Origin of the sequence: Aestuariivirga sp. (genome assembly GCF_020252395.1) — a bacterium.
Lineage (GTDB): Bacteria > Pseudomonadota > Alphaproteobacteria > Rhizobiales > Aestuariivirgaceae > Aestuariivirga.
Genome location: NZ_JADCDB010000021.1, coordinates 133,340 through 159,075, shown reverse-complemented (window position 1 = coordinate 159,075; position 25,736 = coordinate 133,340). Strand labels below are relative to the sequence as shown.

The window sequence follows — 25,736 nt, the reverse complement described above, 5'->3', positions numbered from 1 at the left end:
TGGCTCTGGCGGGGCGTCCATACCCGATCCCATCCCGAACTCGGCCGTAAATCGCCCCAGCGCCAATGGTACTTCGTCTCAAGACGCGGAAGAGTAGGCCGCTGCCAGGCCCGCAAAGAACAGAGACAATCCCTTCATCACGCAATACCTTCTCAACCACATAACCCTGCCTCAGCAGAAATGCTCAGGCGGGGTTTGGCGTTCAGCGCAACTCAGCAGATAAATGCATCATCACGATTGGTTCGGAATACTCAGTGTGCCCGGCGGCCTCGGCGAATGCAGCGTTAACAACTTCTTGCCTGCCCCTTGAAAATGCACTCTCGTCACCCATATCCTGCGACCAACTCAACTGAAGCGGGCTGTTAGGCGAACATGGCGAGATGCACGGCACCTGTCTATGGCCATCGAACTGCAAGCGCAGCGGCGGCTTGTCCGGCATGTCGCGGAGGGTATGGGTATCGAGGCTATAGCACCTACTCGAGCTATTCCTCTCCCTATCAGTCGTACTCCTCCCCTGCGACTGTTTCCGCCACAAGCGGCGGAAGCAGTGGGGGGACTAGCAGGAGCGCGAAGCCGCGCTGGTCCAAAACTGGCTCCGGCGTATTTTACACAGATGCTCAAGTCAGGGCGCTCACACCGATCCGCGAATCCGTGGAAAGGCTTGCAGATCTGGACCGCCGTGACGTGTTTCTCTGTCACGCCTGGGATGATCGGAAAGGCCCCGCCAAGGACCTTCATGACTTACTTGAGGGCTTGAAAGTAAAGGTATGGTTTAGCGAAAAGGATGTGGTGCTGGGAGTGCCGCTACTTCGTGCCATTGACAAAGGCCTGGCAAATTCGCGAATTGGCATCGTGTTGGTCACTCCGGCGCTGCTAAATCGCATCGCACATGAAGGAGTTGCGGAGAAAGAGCTTTCGGCACTGCTCCACACTGAACGATTGGTTCCAGTCGTCCACGACACCACGTACGAAGCCCTCCGCGAGGTAAGCCCATTGCTTGCCTCCCGGAGTGGCTTGAGCACCGCAGAAGAATCGATGAAAGGCGTCGCTGAGAAAATAGCCGAGCTAGTGGCGGTGTAGAGGCGGCACCGGCGAGGAAGTTTCTCAAGCCGCAAGTTCTGGTTCACATCCCGGCCACAGCGACCAAAATTTGACCATTTGAACAAATCCTGTCATCCTCCCGCAAAACGACAAAACACAAGCTTCTTGGAGGGAGCGACCATGGCGGATGTGAAGCCCGGGATTTCGGGCGGACGGCTGTCCCAATCGGATTATGCCGTGAATTTTGGCGATATTCACCCGCCTCTCGATGCTCATGAGGCGCTGGTCGAGTCGGACCGCTGCTACTTCTGCCATGACGCGCCCTGCCAGGTGGCCTGCCCGACCGCGATCGACATCCCGATGTTCATCCGCCAGATCCAGACCGGGCATCCGAAGTCAGCGGCCAAGACCATTTTCGACCAGAACATCTTCGGCGGCATGTGCGCCCGCGTCTGCCCCACCGAAACGCTGTGCGAGGAAGCCTGCGTGCGCATGGAGGCCGAGGGCAAGCCGGTGAAGATCGGGCTGCTGCAGCGCTACGCCACCGATGCCTTCATGGCCGATGGCGGGCAGCCCTATGAACGCGCCAAGCCAACGGGCAAGAAGGTGGCCGTCGTCGGCGGCGGCCCGGCTGGGCTTGCCTGCGCGCACCGCCTCGCCATGCATGGCCATGAGGTGACGGTGTTCGAGGCGCGGCCGAAGTCCGGCGGCCTCAACGAATACGGCATCGCCGCCTACAAGAGCACGGATGACTTCGCGCAGAAGGAAGTGGACTTCATTCTTGGCATCGGCGGCATCACCGTGCAGAACGGCAAGAAGCTCGGCGCCGGACTCGACCTCGCCGACCTGCAGAAGGATTATGATGCCGTATTCCTCGGTATCGGCCTTCAGGGCGTGAATGCCCTTGGCGCGCAGAACGATGATGCGGCGGGCGTCGAGGACGCTGTCGGCTACATCGCGGACCTCCGCCAGGCCTCCGATCTCTCGGCCCTCCCCGTAGGCCGCCGCGTGGTGGTGATCGGCGGCGGCATGACGGCAGTGGACGTTGCCGTGCAGTCGAAGCTGCTGGGAGCCGAGGACGTGACCATCGTCTATCGCCGCGGACCTGAGCAGATGAAGGCCAGCGCCTATGAACAGGAGGTCGCGCAGACGCGCGGCGTGCGCATCAAGCACTGGGCCATGCCGAAGGCCGTGATCGTCAAGGACGGCAAGGCCGTGGGCCTGACCTGCGAATATACCAGCGAGGCGAACGGCAAGCTCACCGGCACGGGCGAGACTTTCGACCTTCCCGCCGACATGATCTTCCGCGCAATCGGGCAAGCTTACGTCGATTTCACCGGCGGCAAGCTGGCGCTCGAGGGCGGGCGCATCAAGGTAGACGACGAGAAGCGCACCAGTGTGCGCGGCGTGTGGGCGGGTGGCGACTGCGTGGCGGGAGGCCAGGACCTGACGGTGGCCTCCGTCGACGACGGCCGCCGCGCTGCTGAATCGATCAACCTCTTCCTCAAGGCGTAAAGGACGAAGCCATGGCTGACCTTCGCTCGCATTTCATCGGCATCAAGTCTCCCAACCCGTTCTGGCTGGCCTCCGCGCCGCCGACCGACAAGGAATACAATGTGGTGCGCGCCTTCAAGGCGGGCTGGGGCGGTGTGGTGTGGAAGACGCTTGGAGAAGAAGGCCCGCCCATCGTCAACGTCAATGGCCCGCGCTACGGTGCGATCCATGGGGCGGACCGCAGGCTCCTCGGCCTCAACAACATCGAGCTCATCACCGATAGGCCGCTGGAGGTGAACCTCCAGGAGATCAAAAGGGTGAAGCGCGAATGGCCGGACCGGGCCATGATCGTGTCGATCATGGTGCCCTGCAACGAGGACTCGTGGAAGGCCATCCTGCCGAAGGTCGAGGAGACGGGCTGCGACGGTATCGAGCTCAATTTCGGCTGCCCGCATGGCATGAGCGAGCGCGGCATGGGCTCCGCCGTGGGCCAGGTGCCCGAATACATCGAGATGGTCACCCGCTGGTGCAAGCAGTACTCGCGCATGCCGGTGATCGTGAAGCTGACCCCCAACATCACCGACATCCGCTACCCCGCGCGTGCGGCGAAGAAGGGGGGTGCTGATGCGGTGTCGCTCATCAACACCATTTCCTCCATCGTCTCCGTCGACCTCGACAATTTCGCGCCCGTGCCGACGATTGACGGCAAGGGCAGCCATGGCGGCTATTGCGGGCCCGCGGTGAAGCCCATCGCCCTCAACATGGTGGCCGAGATCGCACGCGACCCCGAGACGCGCGGACTTCCGATTTCCGCCATCGGCGGTGTGACCACCTGGCGCGATGCGGCGGAGTTCATATCCATGTCGGCCGGCACCGTGCAGGTGTGCACGGCGGCCATGACCTATGGCTTCCGCATCGTCGAGGAAATGAAGACAGGTCTGGCCCGCTGGATGGACGAGAAGGGCTATGCCACGATCGAGGACTTCCGCGGCCGGGCCGTGCCGAACGTCACGGACTGGCAGTACCTCAACCTGAATTATGTGACCAAGGCCCACATCGACCAGGACCTCTGCATCAAGTGCGGCCGTTGTTATGCCGCTTGCGAGGACACCTCGCACCAGGCCATCTTCAAGGAAAAGGACGGCAAGCGCCACTTCGAGGTGAATGACGCCGAATGCGTGGCCTGCAATCTCTGCGTGGAAGTCTGCCCGGTGGACAACTGCATCACCATGGTGCGGCAGACCGAGGGGGTTGACCCGCGCACCCGCCGCAAGATCAACCCGGATTATGCCAACTGGACAACCCACCCCAATAACCCGATGGCGCTGAAGGCCGCGGAATAGCCGCGAGCGTATTGCACGGGAGGCGCGGTTCACGAGGATATTGACGCCGGCGGGACGAGCGCTTGCCGGTGGCCACAAGTCACGCTAAGTTGACACCATGCACGGGACGCCCACCAGCACCCTACCCGACGTGATGCAGCGCTGCGAGCACTGCGGGGTCAGGCATCAGGCTGTCTGCGGCGCCATGGACGACGTGCAAGTCAGGAAGCTGGCGCAGATCGCCCACCGCAAGAAGGTGCCCGCCGGGCAGACCATCATCTCGGACGAGGAGCCGGTCGACTTCTTCGCCAATGTGATCTCCGGCGCCATCAAGCTGACCAAGACGCTGCCCGATGGCCGCCAGCAGATCGTGGGCCTGCTGTTTGCGCCCGATTTCCTCGGCCGCGCCTATTCCAAGAACAATCCGTACACGGCGGAAGCGGCGACGGATGTCGAAATCTGCACCTTCCCCCATGCCGCCTTCGAGCGCCTCGTGGGCGAATATCCCGGCTTGCAGCAGCGCCTGTTCCAGCACACGCTCGACGAACTCGACGCGGCGCGCGACTGGATGCTCCTCCTCGGCCGCAAGACGGCGGAGGAGAAGGTGGCGAGCTTCCTTTATATGCTTGCCCGCCGCAGTCTGCTGACCGGTTGCGTGCACAAGGCCAATCCCGGCGCCGCGGCATTCGAGTTGCCGCTCACCCGCTCCGACATCGCGGACTATCTTGGCCTCACCATCGAAACGGTGAGCCGCCAGCTGACGCGCCTCAAGACGTCGAATGTCGTGAAGCTCAGCACCAACCGCCTGATCATGGTGCCGGACCTCGACCGCCTTGCGCAGGCTGCCGGACAGGACAGCCACCGGCATTGATCCGGGTCAAGGACCGGGAGCAGGCTCCTCCCCATAATTTTAATGCAAACTGGAGGATGAAGCGATGAGTTACAAGACGATCTTGGTTTCCCTGAACGAAGTGGGCCGCCTCTCCCAACTGGTCGCGGCCGCCGTCGTCCTTGCGCGCGAGACGGGCGCGCATGTCTCGGGCCTCTATGTGGTGCCCGCCGTGCAGGTATATCCGTCGGTGGGCTTCGAGGCAGCACCCCAGGTGTTCGAAGGCAACCGCAGCTATTTCAAGGACAACGCCGGGCGTGTGAAGCAGGCCTTCGAAGCGGCAATGCAGCGCGAGGGCCTGCCGCACGATTTCCATCTGGTTGACGCCCGCACGCCGGTGATCGCCGACGAGGTTGTGGCCTCGGGCCGCGTGGCCGATCTCGTCATCCTGTCCGCCTCCGATCCGGAGGAGGTCACCGGTGTCGAGCGCGATTTCGTCGAGCAGACGGTGATGGCGCTGGGCCGGCCGGCGATCGTGCTGCCTTACAAGGGCAAGGCGGATATCTCGTTCAACGAAGTTATCGTCGGCTGGGATGGCGGGCGGGAAGCGGCGCGCGCCGCCTTTGACGCGCTGCCGCTGTTGAAGAAAGCGGCCAAGGTGCGCGTGGTGCGCATCGACCCGCAGAAGGACCCGAACCTGCGCGGCAGCGTCGCCGGCGCCGATCTGGCCGAAGCCCTGGCCCGCCATGGCGTGAAGGCGGAGGCGCAGGGCTACCCCACCGACGGCCAGGACGAGGGCCAGGCGCTGATGCGCTGTGCCGAGGATGCGGGCGCAGGCCTCATTGTGATGGGCGCCTATGGACACAGCCGGCTTGCGGAGTTCATCTTCGGCGGCGCCACGCGTTTCGTGCTGGAACGCCTGGTCTGCCCCGTGCTGATGTCTCACTGAGGAGAATGAAATGCTGACCAAGATCCGTCTCGAACTGGCCCGCGATCATGACCATCCCGAGGGCTCCCATGCCATCGGTTATGAGTTCGCAGCGCCGCTGGACGGCAACGGCAAGATCGACCCCGCCGAATGGCATAAGCGCCGCGAGAATTGCCGCGTGGTGCGTTTCCGGCCGGGCGAGGCGGACGATATCGGCCACCTGATCCGCAAGGGCGGCGGCAGCTGGGCTTTCCACTATGATATCGCCTCCGACGAGGACGACGACGAGGCCGGCTACCGCTTCGGCGACCACGCCTTCAAGTTGGGGGAATATGTCTCGATCCGCGAGGAGGACGGCTTGCGCACCTTCCGCGTGGTGCGGGTGCAGCCTGTCCAATAGGCACTTGCGTCCTGTAGCTTGAGCCGCTACCCATCGCCCCGATTTTAATCCATCGGGGCGTTTTTCATGGCGAGTTACAATCTGTTTCTGCTTCCGGGCGACGGCATCGGCCCGGAGGTGATGACGGAAGTCGAGGCGATCATCGCCTGGTTCAATGCGCAAGGCATTGCCAGGTTCGAGGTCGACCGCGGCCTCGTCGGCGGCTCCGCCTATGACGCCCATGGCCAGGCCATCTCGGAACCAGACATGGCCAAGGCCATGGCGTCGGACGCCGTGCTGTTCGGCGCCGTCGGCGGACCGAAGTGGGACAAGGTTCCTTACGACGTGCGCCCCGAGGCGGGCCTGCTGCGGCTCCGCAAGGACTTGGGCCTCTTCGCCAACCTGCGCCCGGCCATCTGCTATCCCGCACTTGCCGATGCCTCTTCCCTCAAGCGCGAGGTGGTCGAGGGCCTCGACATCCTGATCGTCCGCGAGCTGACGGGTGGCGTCTATTTCGGCGAACCCAAGACTATCACCGATCTTGGGCATGGCCAGAAGCGCGGCATCGACACGCAGGTCTATGAGACCTACGAGATCGAGCGCATCGCCCGCGCCGCCTTCGACCTGGCGAAGACCCGCCGCAACAAGGTGTCCTCCGCCGAGAAGCGCAACGTGATGAAAACGGGCGTGCTGTGGAACGAGGTGGTCACCCGCATCCATGCCGCCGAATATCCCTCCGTGCAGCTTGAGCATGTGCTGGCCGACAACTGCGCCATGCAGCTGGTCCGCTGGCCGAAGCAATATGACGTGATCGTCACCGACAATCTCTTCGGCGACGTGCTGTCCGACGTGGCGGCGATGCTGACGGGCTCGCTGGGCATGTTGCCCTCGGCCTCGCTGGGCGCTCCCGATGCGAAGACGGGGCGGCGGAAGTCGCTTTACGAGCCGGTGCATGGCTCGGCCCCCGACATCGCCGGCACGGGCGCTGCCAACCCCATCGCCATGATCGCCAGCTTCGGCATGGCGCTGCGCTATTCTCTGGGCCTCGGCGACTGGGCGGACAAGCTCGATCAGGCCATCGCCGCGGTTCTGGCCCAGGGCATCCGCACCAAGGACATCGCCGGCAGCCAGCCCGCCAATGCAACGACCACGCAGATGGGCGCCGCGATCCTCGGCGAGCTGAAGAAGCTGGCGTGAGGAGTATCGTCCTCTCCCGCCAGGCTGTGGTGACCATTTAAGTAATGGGGAGTCCAAGTAGGGCGCATATCAGATTCAAGCATGATTAGTGGAGGTCGGCCATGAATCGTGATGAGCTTCGTGACGATCAGTGGGAACGGCTGTAGTGTCCAGATTCTTTCGCACATTTTTTCATGCGATGGCGGCTCCGGTTGGGTTTTCATCGGCTTGAAACAACGGCCGCATGTTCATGCACCGTATTGTTGGCCACTGGGTACCGGCAATGCGCGGTAGACGGAGGTGGAGCATGGACGGAAAGAACCGGTTGGAACCGCGTGTAACGGAGGCCATGGAGGCGCCGGGCGCGTCAGAAGCAGGCTTGCGAAAGCTTTTCGCCGAAAACTCCTGCCGCGAGATCGCGCATGACAAGATGCGCCTCGCCATCGCCCGCCGCCCCGTCGAGGCGAAGAGAACGGTGCCGCATTTCTACCTCAGCGCCGGCTGCCGGCTCGACAAGCTGCTGGCCCAACGTTCTGGCCGCCCGGTTGGACGGCAAGGCCCGCGTCATCGAGGAGGGCCACAATGGGCGCACCACGGTGTTCCGGCGATCCGACCACGCTGGATCACCGCAACGGAGCGAAGGCGCGGGCGGTTCTGCTCTCGACCCACACGCCGCTGGACCTCGTCATCATCCCGCTCGGCACCAACGACATCAAGTTCGCCAACCGCTGCCGCGCCTTCGATGCCTCGATGGACATGGCGCGGCGGGCCATGAGCTGAAAGTGGGCCGCTTCCCCTTCCTCGCCAATGGCAAGGCCATTGCGCTGGACGAGGATCAGGACCTGATCACGACCATCTTCGATGCGAGGACCGGGCGGCTTCTGGGCACCCACCCAAGAGGTTCGAACGCCTTAGTTTCTCTTGCTGGATCCAGTTCCGTGCGTGAGAGAAAAGGTGGCTATTGCCTGCTGCATGACGTTAAGCAGCCAGGAGAATAGAACCAGCGGACGAGGTTGCTTGGCGACCTAACGAGAGGCGGGGGCAGGGTATGTCGGAACTCTTCGATTTTCCGCCCTTGAACATCAATCAGACATCCGGATAGCAGAAAAGAACGTGATTTCAGTAGATTGCCGTAATGTCGAAAATGCATTGAGATGTCGAAGATATGCTGAATAATCGGATGCGCATCCGCCTATAGCACTTGGGGTCCTCATGCCGATCACGCCCACACCTAGCATCTGGATGAATGGAAGGCTCGTGGACTGGGACAAGGCAATGGTGCACGTGGGTACCCATACGCTGCACTATGGAACTGGCATCTTCGAGGGCGTGCGCGCCTACGAGACCGCTCAGGGGCCTGGCCTCTTTCGTCTGACGCCCCACATCGAAAGGCTTTACCGCTCCGGACACATTCTCGGAATGCCGATGACTTTCTCGGTCTTCGAGATCGTTGAAGCCACCAAGCAGGTCGTGCGCACCACGGGCCTTAACAGTTGCTATGTCCGGCCGCTCGCCTACTACGGCTACGGCGAGATGGGTCTCGATACCGGGCCCTGCGAGGTCGACATCGCCATCATGGCCTGGGGCTGGGCTTCGGTTCGCGGCGCGGCAACGGATGCTCGTGGCCTGAGGCTCAAGGTGTCAAGCTGGCGGCGGCATGACCACAACATCATGCCCCCGGAGGCAAAGACGGTCGGCAACTATGTCAACTCGTCGCTTGCCAAGGCCGAGGCGCGAAAGGCTGGGTATGACGACTGCATCATGCTCAACCCGCAGGGTTTCATAGCGGAATGCACTGCAGAGAACATTTTCGTGGTCCGCAACGGCGTCATCCACACCCCACCGCTTTCAGCCGGTGGTCTGGAGGGCATTACGCATGACTCCGTACGCACCATCGCACGCGATTTAGGTTACGAGGTGCGTGCCACCGAACTCTCACGCTCGGATCTCTACATCGCAGATGAAATCTTCGTCTGCGGAACGGCTTCGGAAGTCAACTTGGTGGAATCGGTCGATGACCGCAGCGTCGGATATCCGGGACCAGTGGGAACCGCGGTGCGACAGGCCTTCAGGAACGCGGTGCGCGGTGAGGACCCGCGTTATTCAAGCTGGGTGGAGGTTGCCTGATGAAGCTTACCGCGCAACAGCAACAGGCACTTGCTGACCGGCTGTTCGAGGCCCTGAAGAGAGGTCAGGGAATCGATCCGCCATCAAACACCATCGATTACGACTTCGAGGATGCCTACCAAGTGAGGCGTCGGCTTGTCGACCGCCTGATTGCCGCTGGCGGCAGGCCAAAAGGCCACAAGATCGGCTTCACGTCCGAAGCCATGCAGAAGATGTACGGCATGACTGGTCCGGACTTCGGCATCCTTCTCGACAATATGTTCGCGCCGGAAGATCAGCCCGTGCGCGTAACGCATCTCTCCAACACGCGTGCCGAGCCCGAAATCGCCTTCGAGCTTGCGAGGCCTCTCGAAGGGGCAGGCCTTACGGTGCCTGATGTACTTGCCGCCACGGCGTGCCTGAGGGCGGCTGTAGAAGTTATCGACAGCCGCGTTGGCGCGATGAAGGCGAGGGCCAATGACTCGCTCGCCGACAATGCCGGGGCTGGCTGGGTCATCCTCGGGAAGACAGCGCTGCGGCCAGACCAGGTAGACCTGACGGCCCTTACGCTCAGCATGGATGTGGACGGCCAGCACCAGGCTGCGCCTGCGACAGATGTCATGGGCCATCCCGCCGCACCGCTGGCCTTTCTGGCGGGAAAACTCACGGAACTTCGTGGTCTCGGCGGCCACCTCAAGGCAGGTGACATTGTCATCACGGGCGCACCTGTCCGTTCAGTCGAAGTGAAGTCCGGCTCGCGGTTGCACGCGGGATTTGGCCCCCTGGGCGCCATTGATCTGACCTTCATCTGAGAGCCTCGGGATGCGTCTTGTCAGTTATGGAAAGCCCGGAGCCTGGACGAGTGGAATCGAGCTCGAAGGTTCCGTTGTGGACACCGCCGAAGTCGCAAGGCTCGCGGGTTGGAACGCGGAAGGCGTTGCCGCGGCGCGAACAAACCGGACGCTTCTCAAACTTGGGCTCGATGCAGTGCACCAACTCCATGGCGTCGCCCGCAATAAGAGCGGGCATCTGAAGTCAATGGCCCGCGCAAGTCTGAGACTTGGGCCTCCAATCCCTGATCCGCAGAAGATCGTCTGCATTGGCCTCAACTACCATGATCATGCAAAGGAGGTAGGAGCAACACCTCCCACGGCACCAATCTTCTTCGCCAAGTATCCCAACTCGCTGGTGGGAGAGAAGGATGAGGTCGTCCCGCCGCGCGATACCAGCAAGGTCGACTATGAAGCCGAGCTCGCCGTCATTATCGGAAGGCGTGGCCGCTACATCGAAGAGTCATCGGCGCTCGATCATGTTGCAGGCATCATGGCTTTCAACGACGTGAGCGCTCGCGATCTGCAGCTGGCTAATCAACTGTGGACGGGCGGAAAGGCGATCGACACCTTCGGCCCCTGCGGCCCTGCGCTCGTCACTCTCGACGAGATCGCCGACATCCAGAATCTTGCCGTCAGGACTCGCGTGGACGGAGATGTGCTGCAGGACGGGAATACCTCATCGATGATCTTTTCCGTAGCTCAGATCATTGCCTTTCTGTCACGCATCATGACACTTGAACCAGGGGACATCATCGCGACAGGCACACCTGCGGGGGTCGCCTCGGCTCACAAGCCTGCGCGCTTCCTCAAGAGCGGCAACGTCGTCGAGGTCGAAATTGAGGGCATAGGCTTGCTCCGCAATCGCATTGCAGAGGCCGTGTGATGAAATCCCATGTCGAAGTTGCGATCATTGGCGGCGGGGTAACGGGCTGTTCTATCGCCTATCATCTTATGAAGGCAGGCTTCAAGGATGTGCTGCTGATCGAACGCGCTGAGCTCACGGCGGGCTCCACCTGGCATGCTGCGGGCGGAACGGGCGCATTTGGAGGTGGTGCCAATGCCACTTATCTCCACAACTACAGTTTCAGCATCTATCCGCAACTCGAGCGGGAAACAGGCCAGTCCTGTGGTTTCCATCATGTCGGAGCCCTGGCTCTGGCGCGTACCGACGAGCGCATGGATGAGTTGCAGCGGCATCACATGGCAGCGCGCCGTGCGGGTCTCGAGACTGGCTGGCTTACGATCGAAGAAACGTTGAAGCGCTGCCCCATTCTCGATCCTTCCACCATCAAGGGTGTTCTTGACGAACCACATTTCGGGCATGTCGACCCCAGTGGCGTGACTCAGGCCTTTGCCAAAGGCGCCCGGGACATGGGCGCCGAGATCGTGCGGCACAACCCGGTGATCGACACCAGGTTGAGGCCCGATGGCAGCTGGGATGTCGTCACCAAGAATGGAACCATCCGGGCAGACCGGGTCGTGAATGCGGCTGGACTATGGGCCCGCGAAGTTGCGGCCATGGCGGGTATCCAGCTCCCGCTCATGCCCGTCGAGCACCATTATTTCGTGACCGAGAGCATTCCCGAGATCGAGAGCCTAGATTTCGAACTTCCCCTCATCGGGGATGCCGATTCGGAATACTACATGCGCCAGGAGGGAAAAGGTCTTCTCCTCGGCGTCTATGAGGACCCCTGCACGCATTGGGCCGAGAAGGGAACGCCTCTCAATTTCGGGCACGAACTGCTGCCAAACCAACTGGAGCGCATCGACAAGAACTTCCTCCAGGCTGTCGAAGCCGTGCCCGTGCTGGGTGCAGCCGGCGTCAAGCGCATCATCAACGGCCCGATGATCTTCTCGCCTGACCTCAATCCGCTCATCGGCCCTTACCCGGGAGTGCCAAACTACTGGTGTGCCTGCGGGGTGATGACCGGCTTCAGTCAGTCTGCCGCGATCGGCATGGTGCTCGCCGGCTGGATGAAGGAGAGAGAGCCTCTCTTCGACGTTTTCATGTGGGACGTGGCCCGCTACGGTCGATGGGCGGGCAAGGCCTATGTGAAGGCGCGGACGGGCGACATGTACGCCACGCGCTTCAAGACACTCTATCCCTACGAACATCGCAGTGCAGGACGGCCTGTCCTCACGACGCCTGCCTATGCACTCTACCGTGAAAAGGGAGCGGTCTTCGGCGCGAGCGATGGTATGGAGTTCCCCCTGTGGTTTGCGCCCAGTGGCACCAAGCCCGAGGAGAGCCTCACTTTCAGGCGCCCGAATTGGTTTGAAGTTGTCAAAGGGGAGTGCCTGGCGCTTCAGCAGGGTGTGGGCATCATCGACATTTCCACTTACGGAAAGCATGTCGTCAAAGGCGCCGGCGCCCGGGCATGGCTCGACCATGTGATGGCCAACAGGATGCCGACCCGCGATGGCCAGCTGGTCCTGACGCCTATGCTCAGCCACACTGGGCATCTGATGGGAGAGTTCTCCGTCGCGCAGCTGGGCAAAGCGGAATTCCTGCTGATCGGGTCGGGTGTCGTCGACCGCTACCATCACCGCTGGTGGGAACAGTTTCTGCCGAGCCATGACGTTTCGGTCGAGAGCATGACCTCTGGCCTCTGTGGTCTTTCGGTCTCAGGCCCTCATGCGCGGAGCTTGCTGTCCAGGCTCTGTGACCAAGACCTTTCGGGCGATGCATGGCCCTATCGCCGGACCGGTCGCGTGCAGATGGGCCCTGCGGCCGAAGCCATTCTTCTCCGGGTCGCCTATACAGGTGAACTTGGCTACGAGATTTATGTTCGGCCAGAGTCACACCTGCCGCTGCTCGAGGCTTTGATCGAGGCGGGCAAGGACCTCGGTGTGTCCCTCGCCGGCATCCGTGCCCTCAATAGTCTCCGCATCGAAAAGGGCTATGGCGCGTGGGGTCTGGAATATGCCCTCGACTACACCCCTTTCGAGTCGGGCATGGGTGCCCTGGTGAAGTTCGACAAGCCCGATTTCGTGGGCCGCGAGGCCGCGCTCAAGCTGCGGGACCGGTCCAAGCGATATGTCTATTCGCTCTTCGAAATCGACGCGGACGATGCCGATCCGTGGGGTGACGAGCCAATCCTCGCCGGCGAGGAGGTCGTCGGCTTTCTGTCATCAGCGGCCTATGGCTTCCGCGTCTCCAGGAGCCTCGCGCTTGGTTACATGAAGGGCACCCATGCGGGAACCGCTGAACCCCTGAGCATCGACATTCTTGGAAAGCGCCGCAGCGTAAGACTGCTCTCCGCCGCGGCATTCGATCCCACTGCGAGCAGGATGAAAAGCTGACTTGAAGAATAAGCAACAGGAGGAAAACCCATGAAACGACGCATTGCCTTCCTTGGAGTTCTGGCAGCAGCCGCCATGTCTCTGATGCCGCCCATCGTTCAAGCCGAGGACGTCTTGCGGGTCGGCATCTCGTCGGGCTATCCACCCTTCGACGTGCTCAATTCTGACGGCACACTCGGTGGATTCGATGTGGATTATGCGAATCTTCTGTGCGAGCGCATCAACCGCAAGTGCGAATTCGTCGACATAGAGTGGGACGGCATCATTCCGGGGCTTTTGGCCAAGAAATTCGATGTCATCATCTCCTCCATGGGGATTAACGAAGAACGCATGAAGCAGGTCGACTTCACCGATCCCTACTATAAGGGACCCTCCGCTCTCATTGCTCTCAAGGATGCCGGTTTCACTGCCGATGAGGCAGGCACGGCAGGAAAATCCATCGGCCTTCTTCGCGCCTCGGCGCATGAATGCTATCTGAAGAAGCACATGGCGAATGCCGATATGCGCCAGTACACGACTTCGGAAGAGGCTTATCTCGATCTGCAGGCTGGCCGCATCGACGCCGTGCTTGTCGATACCATACCGGGCGAAGTCTGGCTGAAGTCTGATCCCAAGAACGCGGATAAATTCGCCCCGATCAAGGCAGATCTTTATGACGATCAGTGCTTCGGAGTCGGTAGCGGAATTGCGCTGCGTAAGGGTAATGAAGCGCTCAAGGGCAAGTTGAACGCCGCCATCGCCAAGACGCGCGAGGATGGCAGCTACATCGCCCTGTCCAACAAATACTTTGGCCGCGATATCTACGGCAATTGAAGCACGGCGGCGCCGGAGACCCATCCGGTGCCGTTTTGCTCCACCAGCGAGGCGTCGCAATTCTGCAGACAGGATACGTCCAGATGGACAGCCTATGGAACTACAAATGGCTTCTGGTTCAGGGCAGCGGCATAACGCTTCTGCTTGGCATCTGCAGCCTTTGCCTGGCCCTGGTGATCGGCCTTGCTGGCGCCGCCGCGAAGATCGGCGGCGGCTCCGCACTCAGGCGTATTGCGGGTTGCTACACGACCTTCGTGCGATCTGTTCCCGACCTCTGTATGATGCTGCTCCTCTATTTCGGGGGCCAGACGCTCCTGAACAAGTTGGGTACCGTCACCGGCTGGTGGGACTATGTCGAGCTGAATGCATTTTTTGCGGGCGTCATCACCATCGGGTTTATTTTCGGTGCATATATGACCGAAACCTTCCGTGGCGCATATGTATCCATTCCTCCCGGACAGCTTGAGGCCGCACACGCCATCGGCATGACCCATGGGCAGGTGTTCCGGCTCATTACCTTTCCGCAACTCATGGGCTACGCGCTGCCGTCTATTGGCGTCAACTGGATGGTGCTCCTCAAGACAACGGCGTTGGTCTCGGTCATCGGGCTCAAAGACCTCGTCTCCTATGGCATGTCGGCCGGAAACACCACGCGTAACCCGTTCATCTTTCTCCTCGCCATCATGGCGATCTATCTTCTCTTCACCGCAGCGTCAGAAGCGGTCCTTCGTGCACTCGAGGCGCGTTATACGCGTGGACGGAGGCGGGAGGTATGAGCCCGCCGGAACTGCTGGCGCTGATCGCGGAGTTCTCTGAGAAACAGTCGCCTATCGACTTCGTCCTGATCCTTTCGCACTGGGACATCTTCCTCACCGGTATCAAGAACACCATATTGCTGGTTCTGTTTGGCCTCGTGTTCGGGGCTATCGTTGCCTTGCCGATGGCTATTGCCCGATGGCGACGGATAGCGATTCTGTCCGAAGCCATTGCTGGCTTCGTCTATGTCATACGCGGATCGCCCATGCTGGTGCAGGCATATATCCTTTACTTCGGACTTGCGCAATTCGAGGCCGTGCGGGAGAGCGTTGTCTGGCCCGTTCTGAAGAGCCCTTGGTTCTGTGCCGCGATCGCCTTCGCGATCAATTCGGCCGCCTATCAGGTCGAGATTTACCGTGGAGGCCTCAACGCCGTGCCAAGAGGGGAGATTGAGGCCGCGGCAGCGATCGGTATGTCGCGAACCATGGCGCTGCGCCGGATCATCCTTCCATCCGCCTTGCGCCGCTGTCTACCGATGATGGCAAACGAGTCGATTTTCCTGCTTCATGGCTCTGCCATAGCCTCCATGTTGACCGTAATCGACGTTCTGGGTGCCGCCCGCAGATTCAATGCCCAGTACTATCTTGCCTATGAGGGCTTCCTGGCGGCAACGGTTATCTACATGGTCCTTGTCTTCGGCATCACGCGCATTCTCGGATTCGTCGAACGCAAAACTCTCAAGCATTTGGCTCTGCGAAGCGCTACAAATCGCATCCAGACGCAATTGATATGATGGGATCCGGAATGGCTAAAGCCGCCCCGCCAAAACGCGCGCTGCTGGCCCGGGATCTCCACAAGAGTTTCGGTGGCCTCGAAATCCTAAAGGGTGTGACCGTCGAGGCCCACAAGGGGGAGGCGATCTCCATCCCCGGGGCTTCGGGGTCGGGCAGGAGCGCGTTTCTCTGCTGCATCAACTTCCTGAAAACGGGGGATGCCGGGCACATGGAGGTGAATGGCATCGGGATAGATCTTCCTGGTCCTCCGTCAGGCAGGGCGGGCAAGGAGAAGGTTCTTTCGCTGCGGCGCAGTACCGGCTTTATCTTGCGGAGCTTCAATCTTTGGTCGCGCTTGATCGTGACGCAGAACCTACATCCGTCCTGGCTCCGGAGCCTCTGGGTGAGGTCCTCCGCGTCATGCGAGGACTGGCGGAGGAGGGACGGACGATGGTGGTTACCCACGAGATCGGTTTTGCGCGGGATGTCTCATCTCGCATAGTGTTTCTGCATCAGGGGCAGGTTGAACTGGAGGGCAAGCCCTCCGATGACTTCCGGCGCGGACAATCGGCCAGGTTCGATCGCTTCCTCACGAACGCGGCCCACTAGGACAATAGAGAAATGGCGACAAACCAGACCCGCACCGAAGAAGTCTACCATCGCATCAAGGCCGACATACTGGGTGGCCATATCGAACCGGGCAGCCAATTGCCCTTCGCAAGGCTCAAGACGGATTATGGCGCCAGCATGGGCGTGCTGCGAGAGGCGCTCATGCGCCTGACGGCAGAAGGGCTGACGGTGAACCAGTCCCAGCTCGGCTTCAAGGTGATGACCCTTTCACTCGAGGATCTGATTGACCTAACGGAAACGCGCTGCACCATCGAAAGCCTGGTCTTCAAGGATGCTATTCGGAATGGCGACATCGATTGGGAGGCTCGCATCGTCTCTGCCCATCACCGCATGGAGCGCACTCCCAAGCATGATCCCGAGGAGGGATCGCCGGTGACTGCTGCCTGGGCAAGGGCCCATCATGACTTCCACATGGCCCTTCTGAGCGCGGCAAAGAGCAAGCGCCTCATCGGCATTGCGGAGTCGCTGCGTGCTGCCGCGGAGGTCTACCGGCGCTGGTCGATGCCCTTCGAGGTGGTGAGGAGGGACGTCACCGCGGAGCATCAGGAGCTCGTCGATCTTGCGCTGAAGCGCGACGAGGAAGCCGCAGCGGCCTCGCTCACCCGCCATCTCCAACTCACGAAGAACCTCATTCTGAAAGGAGTGGCCGGCGGCCGCCAGTAGGGAGCAGGACATGCGAAACAGTTTTCATATGCCTGCCGAATGGGAGCGTCATGATCGCACCTTGATGGGTTGGCCTTGCCGCCAGTCCTCGTGGGGCCATACGCTTGAGCAGGGCCGCCGCGAGTTTGCAGCGGTCGCAAATGCAATTGCGCAGTTTGAACCCGTCACCATGGTCTGCGCGGATGAGGTTCAGGCATCCGCTGCTCGCAAGGTTCTGGCCGCGAACGTAACCGTCGTCGTCCGTCCGATGGATGGATCTTGGTTGCGTGACAACGGGCCACTGTTTGTGACCGATGGGAAGACACGCCGCGCCAGGCATTTCCGCTTCAATGCGTGGGGCGAGCGTCATGCCAATCGAGACCGAGACGCCCGTCTCGGGCGCACGCTTGCGGAGGATCTCGGCATTCCGGTTGATGATGTGGATGTCGTTCTCGAAGGCGGCGCGGTTGCCGTCGACGGCGCGGGCCTGATGGTGGCGCCGGAGGGCTGTGTGATGCATCCATCGAGGAACTGGTACCTTGACAAGCAAACCGTCGAGTTCCGCATCAAGCATGCGCTCGGCCTCGAGAAGATCATCTGGCTGGGCCAGGGCCTAGCAGAAGACTCAGTCCGTGACCCCGACCGTATTTATTACGGCACAGATGGCCACGCTGACATGTTCCTCTGCTTTATTGCTCCTCGCAGGGCCCTGATGCTCAGGCCCGCTGCCGGCGATCCGAATGAACCGCATCTGTCGGCATCACGGGCGCAGCTCGAACGCGAAGGCATCGAGGTGGTGGACTTTCCTTACATGTCCGGGTTTCTCGACGAGAATCGGTGGATTATTGCTCCCTATATGAATTTCTATCTCTGCAACGGAGCTGCAATCGTGCCCGTTGCTGGTGCAGAGCCGGACAAGGACCGCGAAGCTGTTGCCTACCTCGGAACAATTCTTGGCGGCCGGGAAATCGTGCCGGTCACCATGAGAGCCGCGCCGAGGCAGGGAGGCGCCATCCATTGCATGACGCAACAGGTTCCTGCCTTGTAAGCTAGATGGCGGGTGGACGGGGCTTTCGCGCGCCGCGGCCACAATATCCGCCCCCGCCCGGCAAAGACGCGGCATGTCTCCGCGCCCATTCCCTTCGAGGCTCCTGTCACGAGGGCTTTTTCCGTCTGCGATCGAGACGCGGTCGCCGGCCGCCGTCAGGACTGCTCCTCTCACTCGAGGTTGGTATGCCGCTTCCGCATAGCGGACGGAGAAACCTTGAGCCTGTCCCGCAGCAGCAGGATCAGGGCCTCGAAAACCAGGTACTGCGCGCCTTCATAGAGGGACCCCATGGGCAGCACCGAGGCCGCTTTAGGTTTTGTGTCATCCGCCATTGTCTGGGCCGGTATCGTGAAGATGACATCGCAAGCTCGCGGAACCGGCCCTTTCGGCTGGGCTGTGATGCACGCTGTCCGGGCGCCTGCCTTCGCCGCGACATCGACAAGCGCCTGGATGGTCGGGAAGTGGCCAGGCCCGGCGCTGACCAGCAAGAGGTCTCCGCGCCCCACGGGCGGGGCAGACATGTCGCCTGCAACGTGGGCGTCCAGACCCAGATGGTAAAGGCGCATGGCCAGCGCGCGCATCATCAGGCCTTCGCGGCCGACGCCGTGAAGCACGATCCGCTTTGCCCGGGTGATTTCACGCGCCAGCCTGTCGAGTTCATCCTCGCTGGCTGCCATTGCGGCGGCTTTCATCTCGTCGGCCGCCTTCACGACGGTATCGCGATAGTCCAGCATGATCCTCTGCTCCTCTTGATGGGCGCCTGGTCCCCGTCAGATCCTATGACACCAGGCGCAAGTCCTCTCCTTCCGGAAACAGCTCCGTAACGGCACGGTGCAGCAGGCCTGTTTCCTCAAGTGTATCGAGAATGGTGTATCTGCTGCGAAGGAAGCGCGCTTCGAGCACTGTCTTGCGAAGGCGGGAGCCGTTGACGCCGATCGCCGCGGGAGAGTTGGGTGCGCCGGCCGCGGCAAGCATCGTGGCAAACGCGTCCGGGGTCATCAGTTGGCGCTGCAGACGCGGCTTGAGGCCGGTCCAGTCGTGCTTAAACCGGCAAAGTCTGGCGCGCAGTTCATCGCGTTCCACGTGCTTCATGCGGACTTCCTCGATGGACCGCTCGCCAATCTCGCTGGAGCCGAACGCCCGCCTGACGTCGTCAACCTTCTCTGGAAGGGTTTTGGCGCGGTGCAGGGCGTGTTCGACGTCAAGGCTGCTCAAGTCTTGCCGCAGAAGCCATTGGTAGAGCTGCAATACCGCAAGCGAGCCGATGGCGACACAGGCTCCGTGGCTGACGGGCTCGCCACCATGCGAAAGCCCTTCCATCTCCCAAAGATGAGCAATCTGATGATCCGCGCCCGAGGCCGGGCGCGACGAGCCGTGCGCCTCCATCGCAAGCCCGACGGCCGCAAGCCCTGCGAACAGTTTCCCGATGGCCTGCGCTTGCCCTTGCGCCACGTCCTCCGGATCGGCCAGGAACTCCCTCAGGTGCTCCTGCACCATTGGCCAGGCGGCGTTGTCGATCGGCTCGATCCCGAGGGCGTCGGCCAGGATCCAGTCCGCGCCGGCAGGAATCTTGCCGGCGAGGTCGCTGAAGCCCCATCCTGACATCTTCTTGGGTGCGTTGCGTAGCACCTCGAGGTCCCCGGCGATGACGCGCGCCGGGCGGCATTGGATCGTCTTCTTGAAACCTTTCTCCGACAGCGGCGCGCCCGCCGAGGTGTAACCGTCCATCGAGGCTGCGGTCGCGACGCAGAGATAGGGTCTCTGCAAGCTGAAGGCTGCGTGTTTCACGACGTCGTTGATCACGCCAGAACCTACAGCGACGGGAACACCCCCGGAGGACGTCAGGAAGCTGGCCAGTTCCGACGCAAGCTCAACCGACGGCTTCGGCTTGGGACTGGCCGGCAGCACGATCTTCGTCACGGCTTTACCTGCCGCCGCAAGATGGCTCTCCACCGCCGCGCCTGCAGCCTTCCAGGTGTTCTCGTCGGCCACGAGGCATGCCGCGGATGCGCCAAAATGCGTTGACAGCAGCTGAGGCGCCCGCGCGAGGACACCCTGGTCCAGGGCGATTTCGGCGACCGATTTCGAGGAACGAAGTCCGCGCTCGATGACGGCCTGTGCGTTGCTCAATGACGTGCCCCTCCGGAACCCAGGGCCAGGCCCTGCCTGTCGAAGACGTGCAGTCTGTGTTGGGGAAGACCCAGCCCGATGACTTGCCCAGCGTCGATCGCTGTGTCACCCTCGGTACGGACGGTGACGCTGGAGCCGTCCTTGAGGTTGGCGTAGAGGTAGGCATCGCCGCCGAGCGTCTCGCGAAGCCGCACCGTCGCATCGACATCGCCTTTTCCGGCCTCGCACAGTGCTATGTGTTCCGGCCTTATCCCGGCGGTCACGGCTGCGCCTGCCATTTGCGGCAGCCGGTTCCCAAGGCTGCCCCCGGCTGCGAAGCCAATCGAGCCGATGTCGAGAAAGTTCATGGCCGGGGCGCCGATGAAACCGGCCACGAACTGGGTCCGCGGGTGGTGATAAAGCTCCATTGGCGTTCCCACTTGTTCGATGCGGCCCGCGTTGAGAACGACGATCTTGTCCGCCATGGTCATGGCCTCGACCTGGTCGTGGGTCACATAGATCATGGTCGCCTGCAACTGCCGGTGCAGCGCCTCGAGTTCGACACGCATCTGCACGCGGAGCTTTGCGTCGAGGTTGGAGAGGGGTTCGTCGAAGAGGAAGACCTTGGGATTCTTGACGATGGCGCGCCCGATCGCGACGCGCTGCCGCTGGCCGCCGGAAAGCTGGCCCGGTTTCCGGTCCAGGTAGTCGTTCAACTGGAGGATCCGCGCCGCCTCCGCCACGCGGCGGCTCCGCTCCGCCGGAGGGAAGTTATTGATCTTCATGCCGAATTCCATGTTCTCGCGCACGGTCATGTGGGGGTAGAGCGCGTAGGACTGGAACACCATGGCAATGTCGCGTTCGGAGGGCAGCTTTTGCGTCACGTCTTCGCTGCCGATGACGATCCTGCCACGCGATATGTCTTCCAGCCCCGCGATCGAGCGAAGCAGTGTGGACTTGCCGCAACCGGAGGGTCCGACGAAGACCGTGAACTCCCCGTCGGCGATCTCGAGAGAGACGCCGTGCAAAACCTGCTGCGGGCCGTACGACTTGTCGATGTTCGACAATTCCACCCGCGCCATGCTTGCCTCCCGCAATGCTTTCCAAAAATCAGTTGACTTCGCTTCCCGGAAATACATTTATATGGATAGCGATACAAATGTAAACAGATGCTTTGGTCGCTCAAAGGGAGAAACTTCATGAAGCTCAGAAATTGCGTCAGCGCATTTGCGTTCATGGCTTTGGGATTGGCTGCCGGCTCGCAAGCGGCATCCGCCTGGTCTCTGGAGGAGGCCGCCAAGCCCTATGCGGGAACGACCGTGGACGTCGTGTTCCTCGACCGTCCGGGTTACAACGCCGCGAAGGAAATGCTGCCAGAGTTCGAGTCGAAGACTGGCATCAAGGTAAACATCACCACGCTTCCCTACGAAAACGCTCTCGGCGAGCAAGTGCGCGACTTCGTTGCGCAGGGAGACCTCGACGCCGCGCTGATCGACCTTGTGTGGATCGGAAACTTCGCCGAAAACGGCTGGATCGTTCCTGCCGACACCTTTACCAAGGATCCGAAGCTCGCCGATCCGGATCTCGACATGAACGATTTCTTCCCGCTTGTGCTCAATGCATTCGGCGGCTGGAACGGGACGATCTACGGCCTGCCGTTCGACAACTACTCCGGCCTTCTCTTCTACAACAAGTGCATGCTGAAGGATGCAGGCTTCGACGGTCCGCCGGAGACCTGGGCCGATCTCAAGGACAAATACGGCCCGGCTTTGACGAAGGATGGAAAGTTCGCCTTCGCTCTCCAGTCGAAGCGCAACGAGACCCAGTCGGCGGACAGTTTTGCCCGCATGCTGTGGCCGTTCGGCGGTTCCTTCCTGACGAAGGACTTCAAGTCGAACCTGAACTCGCCCGAGAGCCAGGCCGGTCTGAACTTCCGCCAGGATCTCATGAAGTACATGCCCCCGGGCATCGTCTCCTATGATCATGCCGAAGCGGTCAACGCCCTTGCGCAGGGCGATGTCGCAATGATCACGGAGTGGTCGGCCTTCTATTCGACGCTCACCAACAAGGACACGTCCAAGATCGGCGACTGCCTCGCGATCGCTCCCGAGCCGAAAGGCCCCGCGGGCCGCAAGCCCGCGCTGGGCGGCTTCTCGCTGGCCGTTGCAACGCAGGCCGATGACAATGAAAAGGCCGCTGCCTGGCTCATGATCCAGTGGCTGACCTCGAAGGCCAACGCCCAGACCTATCTCGAGAAGGGTGGCGTGCCTGCGCGGCAGTCGGTGTATCAGAATGCGGACAACGCGAAGAGGTTCACCTACATCCCCGCCCTTGTCGAGAGCTGGCAGGATGGCGTTCCGGAGTTCCGCCCGCGCTTCGCGGAGTGGCCGACCATCACGGAAATCGTCCAGGAATGGGGTTCCAAGATGATGCTGGGCGAAGTCTCGGTCGAGGAGGGCGCCAAGACCATCGGCGCCAAGATGGAAGAAGTGCTTCAGAAGGCCGGCTACTACGACGGCAAGAAGCCTCTCGCGCAGTAAGGCTGCGCCGGCAGGACGGCAGCGGCGGGGGCGCCACCCCCGCCGTTTAGCGAACTGCGGACCCCCGGGGAAAACATGTCATGACGACCCGCGTGAGAGCGTCGACGATTGCCGCCTTCCTTGGGCCTTCCGTATTTGCGCTTGCCCTCGTGGGCATTGCGCCTCTGCTTTACGGTGTCTGGAAGAGCCTTCACTTCTTCAATCTGACGAAGGCAAACCAGCAGGAATTCGTCGGCCTGGCGAATTATGCCACGGTTCTGACCGATCCCGTCTTCTGGCAGTCCATGTACCGAACTGCCGTGCTGTTCTTCGTCTCCGTTCCCACTCAGATCGTTTTAGGCGTGGGGATCGCCTTGCTCCTCCACCGCCCGGGACTCGGCGCCCTGCGGGCGCTGACCCGCCTGGCGTTGGTGCTTCCGATGGCGACGACCTATGCGGTGGTGGGGCTTCTCGCCCAGGTGATGTTCAACATCAAGTACGGCGTCATCAATCAGTTTCTGGGCTTTGCCGGAATTGCGCCAGTCAACTGGATCGGGGATCCGGTCAATGCCTACATCGCCGTTATCTTCTGGGATGTCTGGCAATGGACTCCATTTGTGGCGCTGGTGATGCTCGCCAGTCTTTCCAGCGTTCCGCCGGAGATCGAGGAGGCCGCGCGGCTCGAAACCGGCAGGTGGTGGACCATTCTCCGCCATATCCAGCTCCCCTTTCTTGTGCCGGGTCTCGTGGCCGTGCTCATTCTTCGAACGGCCGATACCCTGAAGCTTTTCGACATGGTCTTTACGATGACGCGCGGCGGACCCGGGTCGGCGACCGAGTTCATCGCGATCCTGATCGAGCGGACCGGTAACCGTCAGTTCGATATCGGCCTCGCCTCGGCGCAGGCCATCATCCTTCTCGTCCTGACCGTTTTTCTGGCGCGCGCCTACATCAGATTGTTCTACAGGGAGGTGCGCTGATGGCGGGCAAATTCAGCCGGCCCAACCGGCATGGACCGCGAAAGCCAGTTGCGGCGGAGGCAATCGTGCTGTGCCTGATCTGCCTGTTCTGCGTTTTTCCGTTTTACTGGATGGTGACGACGAGCCTGAAGACGCAGGTGGTTGCGCTGCAGTCGCCGCCCGCCTGGATTTTCACGCCGACGCTCGCGAACTACTGGGAGGTCCTGTTCGAGGACAGGGTCGGTGCGTCTCTGATCAATTCGCTCATTGTGGCGGTTGCGACGACGGTGCTGTCCATCGGGCTCGGCTGCCCCGCCGCCTACGCGCTCGCGCGTTTCGAATTCCGCGGCAAGAAGGATCTCTGGTTCTGGTTCATCACCAACCGCTTCGTGTCTCCGGTTGTCCTGGTTTTCCCGGTGTTTCTGATCGCCCGGCAGGTCGGCTTGCGTGACACCCACCTTGCGCTTGTGCTCATGTACATCACCTTCTGTCTGCCGATCGTCATTTGGATCTGCACTGACCAGTTCCGTTCGATTCCCTATGACCTTGACGAGGCTGCAAGCCTCGAGGGCGCGGGGCATTGGCGCATTTTTTGGTCGATCTGCCTTCCTCTCGCCATGCCTGGGGTCGCGGTATCCGCTATCTTTTCCTTTATCTTCTCATGGAACGAATTGCTGTTCGCCTACATCCTCGCTCCAAAAGCCGCGAAGACCGCGCCGGCGATGGCGATCACCTTCATGGAGGGCTATGACGTGCCCTACGGAAAGATCATGGCCACGGCGACCCTGATCGTGGTGCCCGTGCTGATTTTTGCAATCATCGTGTCGCGGCATCTCGTCAGAGGCCTGACGATGGGCGCCGTGAAGTAGCGGCCGGCGAATGTCCCGTGCTCCGAAGCTTCCGAGGATCGACGCGGAAGAGCGCCTGATGGCCCAGGTGGCCTGGGCCTATCACATCGAGGGTCTGACACAGGAGCAGGTTGCAGCCAAGCTCGATGTCACGCGCTTGCGTGTCAACAAGGCTTTGGCTGAAGCGCGCAAGAACGGCATGGTGCGCATAACGCTCAACACACCCTTTTCCGCCTGTCCTGAGTTGGAAGAAAGGCTTTGCAAGGTCTACGGTTTGGATCAGGCCTATGTTGCGCCTTCGCCGCAGCGGCCTGAGGACCTTCAGATGATCGTGGGCGCCGCCCTGGGGCAAGTCCTGTCCAGCAAGCTCGCGAATCCAAAAGTCAGGAGATTTGGCCTGAGCTGGGGAAACACGCTCAATCTTGCAACGAGGTTCGTGGCTTCTTTCAAGCGCGGCGACCTGGAAATCATCTCGGTCATGGGCGGTCTGACGCGCGGATCGGACTTCAACAGCTTCGAGATCACCACCAGACTGGCCGACCTTCTTGGGGCGCAGCACAGTTATTTTCCGGCGCCTCTCTATGCTGGATCGAGACGGTCGCGCGATACGATAATGCATCTGGACGTCTTCAACGAGGTGCTGTCAAAGATCAGGAAAATCGACGGCATGGCGGTGGCCTGCAGCGACATCTCCCAGCGGTCTCTCCTCGTGAGGGACGGTCTTCCGGCCGATGTCAAGACCCAGGACTTGATCAGGGCCGGCGCCGTGGGCGATGTTCTAGGCACCATCGTCGACAAGAACGGAAAGCCCATAGATCACCCGATCAACGAGAGGGTCGTCGGTATCGGGATCGAGGATATGCGCCAGATCCCGAACACCATTCTTGCAGCAGGCGGTTCCTACAAGATACCCGTCATGCATGCTGTATTGCAGCAGAGTCTGGCGCGAGTGCTTGTCACCGACGAGGCGTCCGCCGAAGGCCTGCTGGCGCTTCAGTGGAGATAGGAACGTAGTGTCCAGAATCTTTCGCACATGTTTTCAGGCGATGGCGGCTTCGGTTGGGTTTTCATCGGCCTGAAACCGTGGCCGCATGTTCATGTATCGTTTGTTGACCACTGCGTTCCCGCAATTTCGTAGACGGGCAGATGCAAGGTTAAGACAGGACCGACCGTCCGGGGATGCGCCAGGCATGAGGGGTTGACGCCCGGAATGGGCATCGCATCCTTG

At 61.3% G+C, this 25,736-nt stretch carries 24 protein-coding genes, 1 rRNA gene and 2 pseudogenes; 24 read left to right on the top strand and 3 right to left on the bottom strand.

Annotated features, from left to right (window positions below; all coding sequences use genetic code 11):
* The 20 genes and pseudogenes from rrf to IOC82_RS11295 form a co-directional block, all read left to right on the top strand.
* A 5S ribosomal RNA gene (rrf, locus tag IOC82_RS11390) occupies window positions 1–110 on the top strand; the annotation flags it as partial.
* A 541-nt stretch (window positions 111–651) separates the two neighbouring features.
* Window positions 652–1,080, top strand: a complete 429-nt coding sequence (locus tag IOC82_RS17170) for a toll/interleukin-1 receptor domain-containing protein (protein ID WP_366935677.1) — start codon at window positions 652–654, stop codon at window positions 1,078–1,080.
* 141 nt (window positions 1,081–1,221) lie between these two features.
* Window positions 1,222–2,556, top strand: coding sequence for an NAD(P)-dependent oxidoreductase (locus IOC82_RS11380; protein WP_290546306.1), 1,335 nt, complete (start codon window positions 1,222–1,224; stop codon window positions 2,554–2,556).
* An 11-nt stretch (window positions 2,557–2,567) separates the two neighbouring features.
* Window positions 2,568–3,878 (top strand): NAD-dependent dihydropyrimidine dehydrogenase subunit PreA, encoded by a 1,311-nt coding sequence (gene preA / locus IOC82_RS11375; protein WP_290546305.1) that lies wholly within the window; start codon window positions 2,568–2,570, stop codon window positions 3,876–3,878.
* A 97-nt stretch (window positions 3,879–3,975) separates the two neighbouring features.
* Window positions 3,976–4,728 carry a Crp/Fnr family transcriptional regulator gene (locus IOC82_RS11370; protein ID WP_290546304.1) on the top strand — a complete coding sequence of 251 codons (753 nt, stop codon included), beginning with the start codon at window positions 3,976–3,978 and terminating at the stop codon, window positions 4,726–4,728.
* Between the two features lie 64 nt (window positions 4,729–4,792).
* Window positions 4,793–5,635 carry a universal stress protein gene (locus IOC82_RS11365; RefSeq protein WP_290546303.1) on the top strand — a complete coding sequence of 281 codons (843 nt, stop codon included), beginning with the start codon at window positions 4,793–4,795 and terminating at the stop codon, window positions 5,633–5,635.
* Between the two features lie 10 nt (window positions 5,636–5,645).
* Complete coding sequence (locus IOC82_RS11360; RefSeq protein WP_290546302.1) at window positions 5,646–6,014, top strand: hypothetical protein; 369 nt, start codon at window positions 5,646–5,648, stop codon at window positions 6,012–6,014.
* Window positions 6,015–6,080: 66 nt separating this feature from the next.
* Window positions 6,081–7,190, top strand: a complete 1,110-nt coding sequence (gene leuB, locus IOC82_RS11355; protein WP_290546301.1) for a 3-isopropylmalate dehydrogenase — start codon at window positions 6,081–6,083, stop codon at window positions 7,188–7,190.
* A gap of 500 nt (window positions 7,191–7,690) precedes the next feature.
* A pseudogene (locus tag IOC82_RS11350) lies at window positions 7,691–7,886 on the top strand (arylesterase); the annotation flags it as partial.
* Window positions 7,887–7,930: 44 nt separating this feature from the next.
* Window positions 7,931–8,062: pseudogene (locus tag IOC82_RS11345) on the top strand (hypothetical protein); the annotation flags it as partial.
* 319 nt (window positions 8,063–8,381) lie between these two features.
* Complete coding sequence (locus tag IOC82_RS11340; protein WP_366935676.1) at window positions 8,382–9,296, top strand: branched-chain amino acid transaminase; 915 nt, start codon at window positions 8,382–8,384, stop codon at window positions 9,294–9,296.
* On the top strand, window positions 9,296–10,087 hold the full coding sequence (locus IOC82_RS11335; protein ID WP_290546300.1) for a fumarylacetoacetate hydrolase family protein: 792 nt from the start codon (window positions 9,296–9,298) through the stop codon (window positions 10,085–10,087). The genes IOC82_RS11340 and IOC82_RS11335 overlap by 1 nt, the downstream gene beginning before the upstream one ends.
* A 10-nt stretch (window positions 10,088–10,097) precedes the next feature.
* On the top strand, window positions 10,098–10,991 hold the full coding sequence (locus IOC82_RS11330) for a fumarylacetoacetate hydrolase family protein (protein ID WP_290546299.1): 894 nt from the start codon (window positions 10,098–10,100) through the stop codon (window positions 10,989–10,991).
* Entirely contained in the window at window positions 10,991–13,411 is a 2,421-nt protein-coding gene (locus IOC82_RS11325) for an FAD-dependent oxidoreductase (protein ID WP_290546298.1), read from the top strand. Before IOC82_RS11330 ends, IOC82_RS11325 begins: the two co-directional genes overlap by 1 nt.
* 30 nt (window positions 13,412–13,441) lie before the next feature.
* The gene (locus IOC82_RS11320) at window positions 13,442–14,224 is read left to right on the top strand and encodes a transporter substrate-binding domain-containing protein (protein WP_290546297.1); all 783 of its coding nucleotides are present in this window, start codon (window positions 13,442–13,444) and stop codon (window positions 14,222–14,224) included.
* 83 nt (window positions 14,225–14,307) lie between these two features.
* Window positions 14,308–15,000 carry an ABC transporter permease subunit gene (locus IOC82_RS11315; protein WP_290546296.1) on the top strand — a complete coding sequence of 231 codons (693 nt, stop codon included), beginning with the start codon at window positions 14,308–14,310 and terminating at the stop codon, window positions 14,998–15,000.
* The gene (locus IOC82_RS11310; RefSeq protein WP_290546295.1) at window positions 14,997–15,773 is read left to right on the top strand and encodes an ABC transporter permease subunit; all 777 of its coding nucleotides are present in this window, start codon (window positions 14,997–14,999) and stop codon (window positions 15,771–15,773) included. Before IOC82_RS11315 ends, IOC82_RS11310 begins: the two co-directional genes overlap by 4 nt.
* The gene (locus tag IOC82_RS11305) at window positions 15,770–16,255 is read left to right on the top strand and encodes an ATP-binding cassette domain-containing protein (RefSeq protein ID WP_366935675.1); all 486 of its coding nucleotides are present in this window, start codon (window positions 15,770–15,772) and stop codon (window positions 16,253–16,255) included. The genes IOC82_RS11310 and IOC82_RS11305 overlap by 4 nt, the downstream gene beginning before the upstream one ends.
* A 119-nt stretch (window positions 16,256–16,374) precedes the next feature.
* Window positions 16,375–17,046: a GntR family transcriptional regulator gene (locus tag IOC82_RS11300; RefSeq protein ID WP_290546294.1), complete on the top strand. Its 672-nt coding sequence runs from the start codon at window positions 16,375–16,377 to the stop codon at window positions 17,044–17,046.
* A 10-nt stretch (window positions 17,047–17,056) separates the two neighbouring features.
* Complete coding sequence (locus tag IOC82_RS11295; RefSeq protein ID WP_290546293.1) at window positions 17,057–18,073, top strand: agmatine deiminase family protein; 1,017 nt, start codon at window positions 17,057–17,059, stop codon at window positions 18,071–18,073.
* 170 nt (window positions 18,074–18,243) lie between these two features.
* Here the strand turns inward: IOC82_RS11295 and IOC82_RS11290 are convergent, their stop codons facing one another.
* The 3 genes from IOC82_RS11290 to ugpC are packed head-to-tail and all read right to left on the bottom strand — an operon-like array spanning window position 18,244 to window position 21,264.
* The gene (locus tag IOC82_RS11290; protein ID WP_290546292.1) at window positions 18,244–18,807 is read right to left on the bottom strand and encodes an SIS domain-containing protein; all 564 of its coding nucleotides are present in this window, start codon (window positions 18,805–18,807) and stop codon (window positions 18,244–18,246) included.
* 43 nt (window positions 18,808–18,850) lie between these two features.
* On the bottom strand, window positions 18,851–20,203 hold the full coding sequence (locus tag IOC82_RS11285; protein WP_290546291.1) for a sn-glycerol-1-phosphate dehydrogenase: 1,353 nt from the start codon (window positions 20,201–20,203) through the stop codon (window positions 18,851–18,853).
* A complete protein-coding gene (gene ugpC, locus IOC82_RS11280) occupies window positions 20,200–21,264 on the bottom strand; it encodes a sn-glycerol-3-phosphate ABC transporter ATP-binding protein UgpC (protein WP_290546290.1) in 1,065 nt (354 codons plus the stop codon). Before ugpC ends, IOC82_RS11285 begins: the two co-directional genes overlap by 4 nt.
* Before the next feature lie 117 nt (window positions 21,265–21,381).
* On the opposite strand from ugpC, the gene IOC82_RS11275 reads away from it, so the two are divergent.
* From IOC82_RS11275 to IOC82_RS11260, 4 genes are all read left to right on the top strand, one after another.
* A complete protein-coding gene (locus IOC82_RS11275; RefSeq protein ID WP_290546289.1) occupies window positions 21,382–22,722 on the top strand; it encodes an extracellular solute-binding protein in 1,341 nt (446 codons plus the stop codon).
* 80 nt (window positions 22,723–22,802) lie between these two features.
* Window positions 22,803–23,681 (top strand): carbohydrate ABC transporter permease, encoded by an 879-nt coding sequence (locus IOC82_RS11270; protein ID WP_290546288.1) that lies wholly within the window; start codon window positions 22,803–22,805, stop codon window positions 23,679–23,681.
* Window positions 23,681–24,529, top strand: a complete 849-nt coding sequence (locus IOC82_RS11265; RefSeq protein WP_290546287.1) for a carbohydrate ABC transporter permease — start codon at window positions 23,681–23,683, stop codon at window positions 24,527–24,529. The genes IOC82_RS11270 and IOC82_RS11265 overlap by 1 nt, the downstream gene beginning before the upstream one ends.
* A gap of 58 nt (window positions 24,530–24,587) precedes the next feature.
* Window positions 24,588–25,514, top strand: a complete 927-nt coding sequence (locus IOC82_RS11260) for a sugar-binding transcriptional regulator (protein WP_290546286.1) — start codon at window positions 24,588–24,590, stop codon at window positions 25,512–25,514.
* The last annotated feature ends 222 nt before the right edge of the window (window positions 25,515–25,736 follow it).

What these genes read in the sequence shown, in the direction of transcription:
- IOC82_RS11325 (WP_290546298.1), top strand. Translation starts at nt 10,991, where the DNA reads ATGAAATCCCATGTCGAAGTTGCGATCATTGGCGGCGGGGTAACGGGC.
- IOC82_RS11295 (WP_290546293.1), top strand. Translation starts at nt 17,057, where the DNA reads ATGCGAAACAGTTTTCATATGCCTGCCGAATGGGAGCGTCATGATCGC.
- IOC82_RS11315 (WP_290546296.1), top strand. Translation starts at nt 14,308, where the DNA reads ATGGACAGCCTATGGAACTACAAATGGCTTCTGGTTCAGGGCAGCGGC.
- IOC82_RS11270 (WP_290546288.1), top strand. Translation starts at nt 22,803, where the DNA reads ATGACGACCCGCGTGAGAGCGTCGACGATTGCCGCCTTCCTTGGGCCT.
- IOC82_RS11260 (WP_290546286.1), top strand. Translation starts at nt 24,588, where the DNA reads ATGGCCCAGGTGGCCTGGGCCTATCACATCGAGGGTCTGACACAGGAG.
- IOC82_RS11310 (WP_290546295.1), top strand. Translation starts at nt 14,997, where the DNA reads ATGAGCCCGCCGGAACTGCTGGCGCTGATCGCGGAGTTCTCTGAGAAA.
- IOC82_RS11300 (WP_290546294.1), top strand. Translation starts at nt 16,375, where the DNA reads ATGGCGACAAACCAGACCCGCACCGAAGAAGTCTACCATCGCATCAAG.
- IOC82_RS11340 (WP_366935676.1), top strand. Translation starts at nt 8,382, where the DNA reads ATGCCGATCACGCCCACACCTAGCATCTGGATGAATGGAAGGCTCGTG.
- IOC82_RS11380 (WP_290546306.1), top strand. Translation starts at nt 1,222, where the DNA reads ATGGCGGATGTGAAGCCCGGGATTTCGGGCGGACGGCTGTCCCAATCG.
- IOC82_RS11265 (WP_290546287.1), top strand. Translation starts at nt 23,681, where the DNA reads ATGGCGGGCAAATTCAGCCGGCCCAACCGGCATGGACCGCGAAAGCCA.
- leuB (WP_290546301.1), top strand. Translation starts at nt 6,081, where the DNA reads ATGGCGAGTTACAATCTGTTTCTGCTTCCGGGCGACGGCATCGGCCCG.
- IOC82_RS11335 (WP_290546300.1), top strand. Translation starts at nt 9,296, where the DNA reads ATGAAGCTTACCGCGCAACAGCAACAGGCACTTGCTGACCGGCTGTTC.
- preA (WP_290546305.1), top strand. Translation starts at nt 2,568, where the DNA reads ATGGCTGACCTTCGCTCGCATTTCATCGGCATCAAGTCTCCCAACCCG.
- IOC82_RS11320 (WP_290546297.1), top strand. Translation starts at nt 13,442, where the DNA reads ATGAAACGACGCATTGCCTTCCTTGGAGTTCTGGCAGCAGCCGCCATG.
- IOC82_RS11360 (WP_290546302.1), top strand. Translation starts at nt 5,646, where the DNA reads ATGCTGACCAAGATCCGTCTCGAACTGGCCCGCGATCATGACCATCCC.
- IOC82_RS11275 (WP_290546289.1), top strand. Translation starts at nt 21,382, where the DNA reads ATGAAGCTCAGAAATTGCGTCAGCGCATTTGCGTTCATGGCTTTGGGA.
- IOC82_RS11370 (WP_290546304.1), top strand. Translation starts at nt 3,976, where the DNA reads ATGCACGGGACGCCCACCAGCACCCTACCCGACGTGATGCAGCGCTGC.
- IOC82_RS11330 (WP_290546299.1), top strand. Translation starts at nt 10,098, where the DNA reads ATGCGTCTTGTCAGTTATGGAAAGCCCGGAGCCTGGACGAGTGGAATC.
- IOC82_RS11365 (WP_290546303.1), top strand. Translation starts at nt 4,793, where the DNA reads ATGAGTTACAAGACGATCTTGGTTTCCCTGAACGAAGTGGGCCGCCTC.
- IOC82_RS11305 (WP_366935675.1), top strand. Translation starts at nt 15,770, where the DNA reads ATGATGGGATCCGGAATGGCTAAAGCCGCCCCGCCAAAACGCGCGCTG.
- IOC82_RS11290 (WP_290546292.1), bottom strand. Translation starts at nt 18,807, where the DNA reads ATGCTGGACTATCGCGATACCGTCGTGAAGGCGGCCGACGAGATGAAA.
- ugpC (WP_290546290.1), bottom strand. Translation starts at nt 21,264, where the DNA reads ATGGCGCGGGTGGAATTGTCGAACATCGACAAGTCGTACGGCCCGCAG.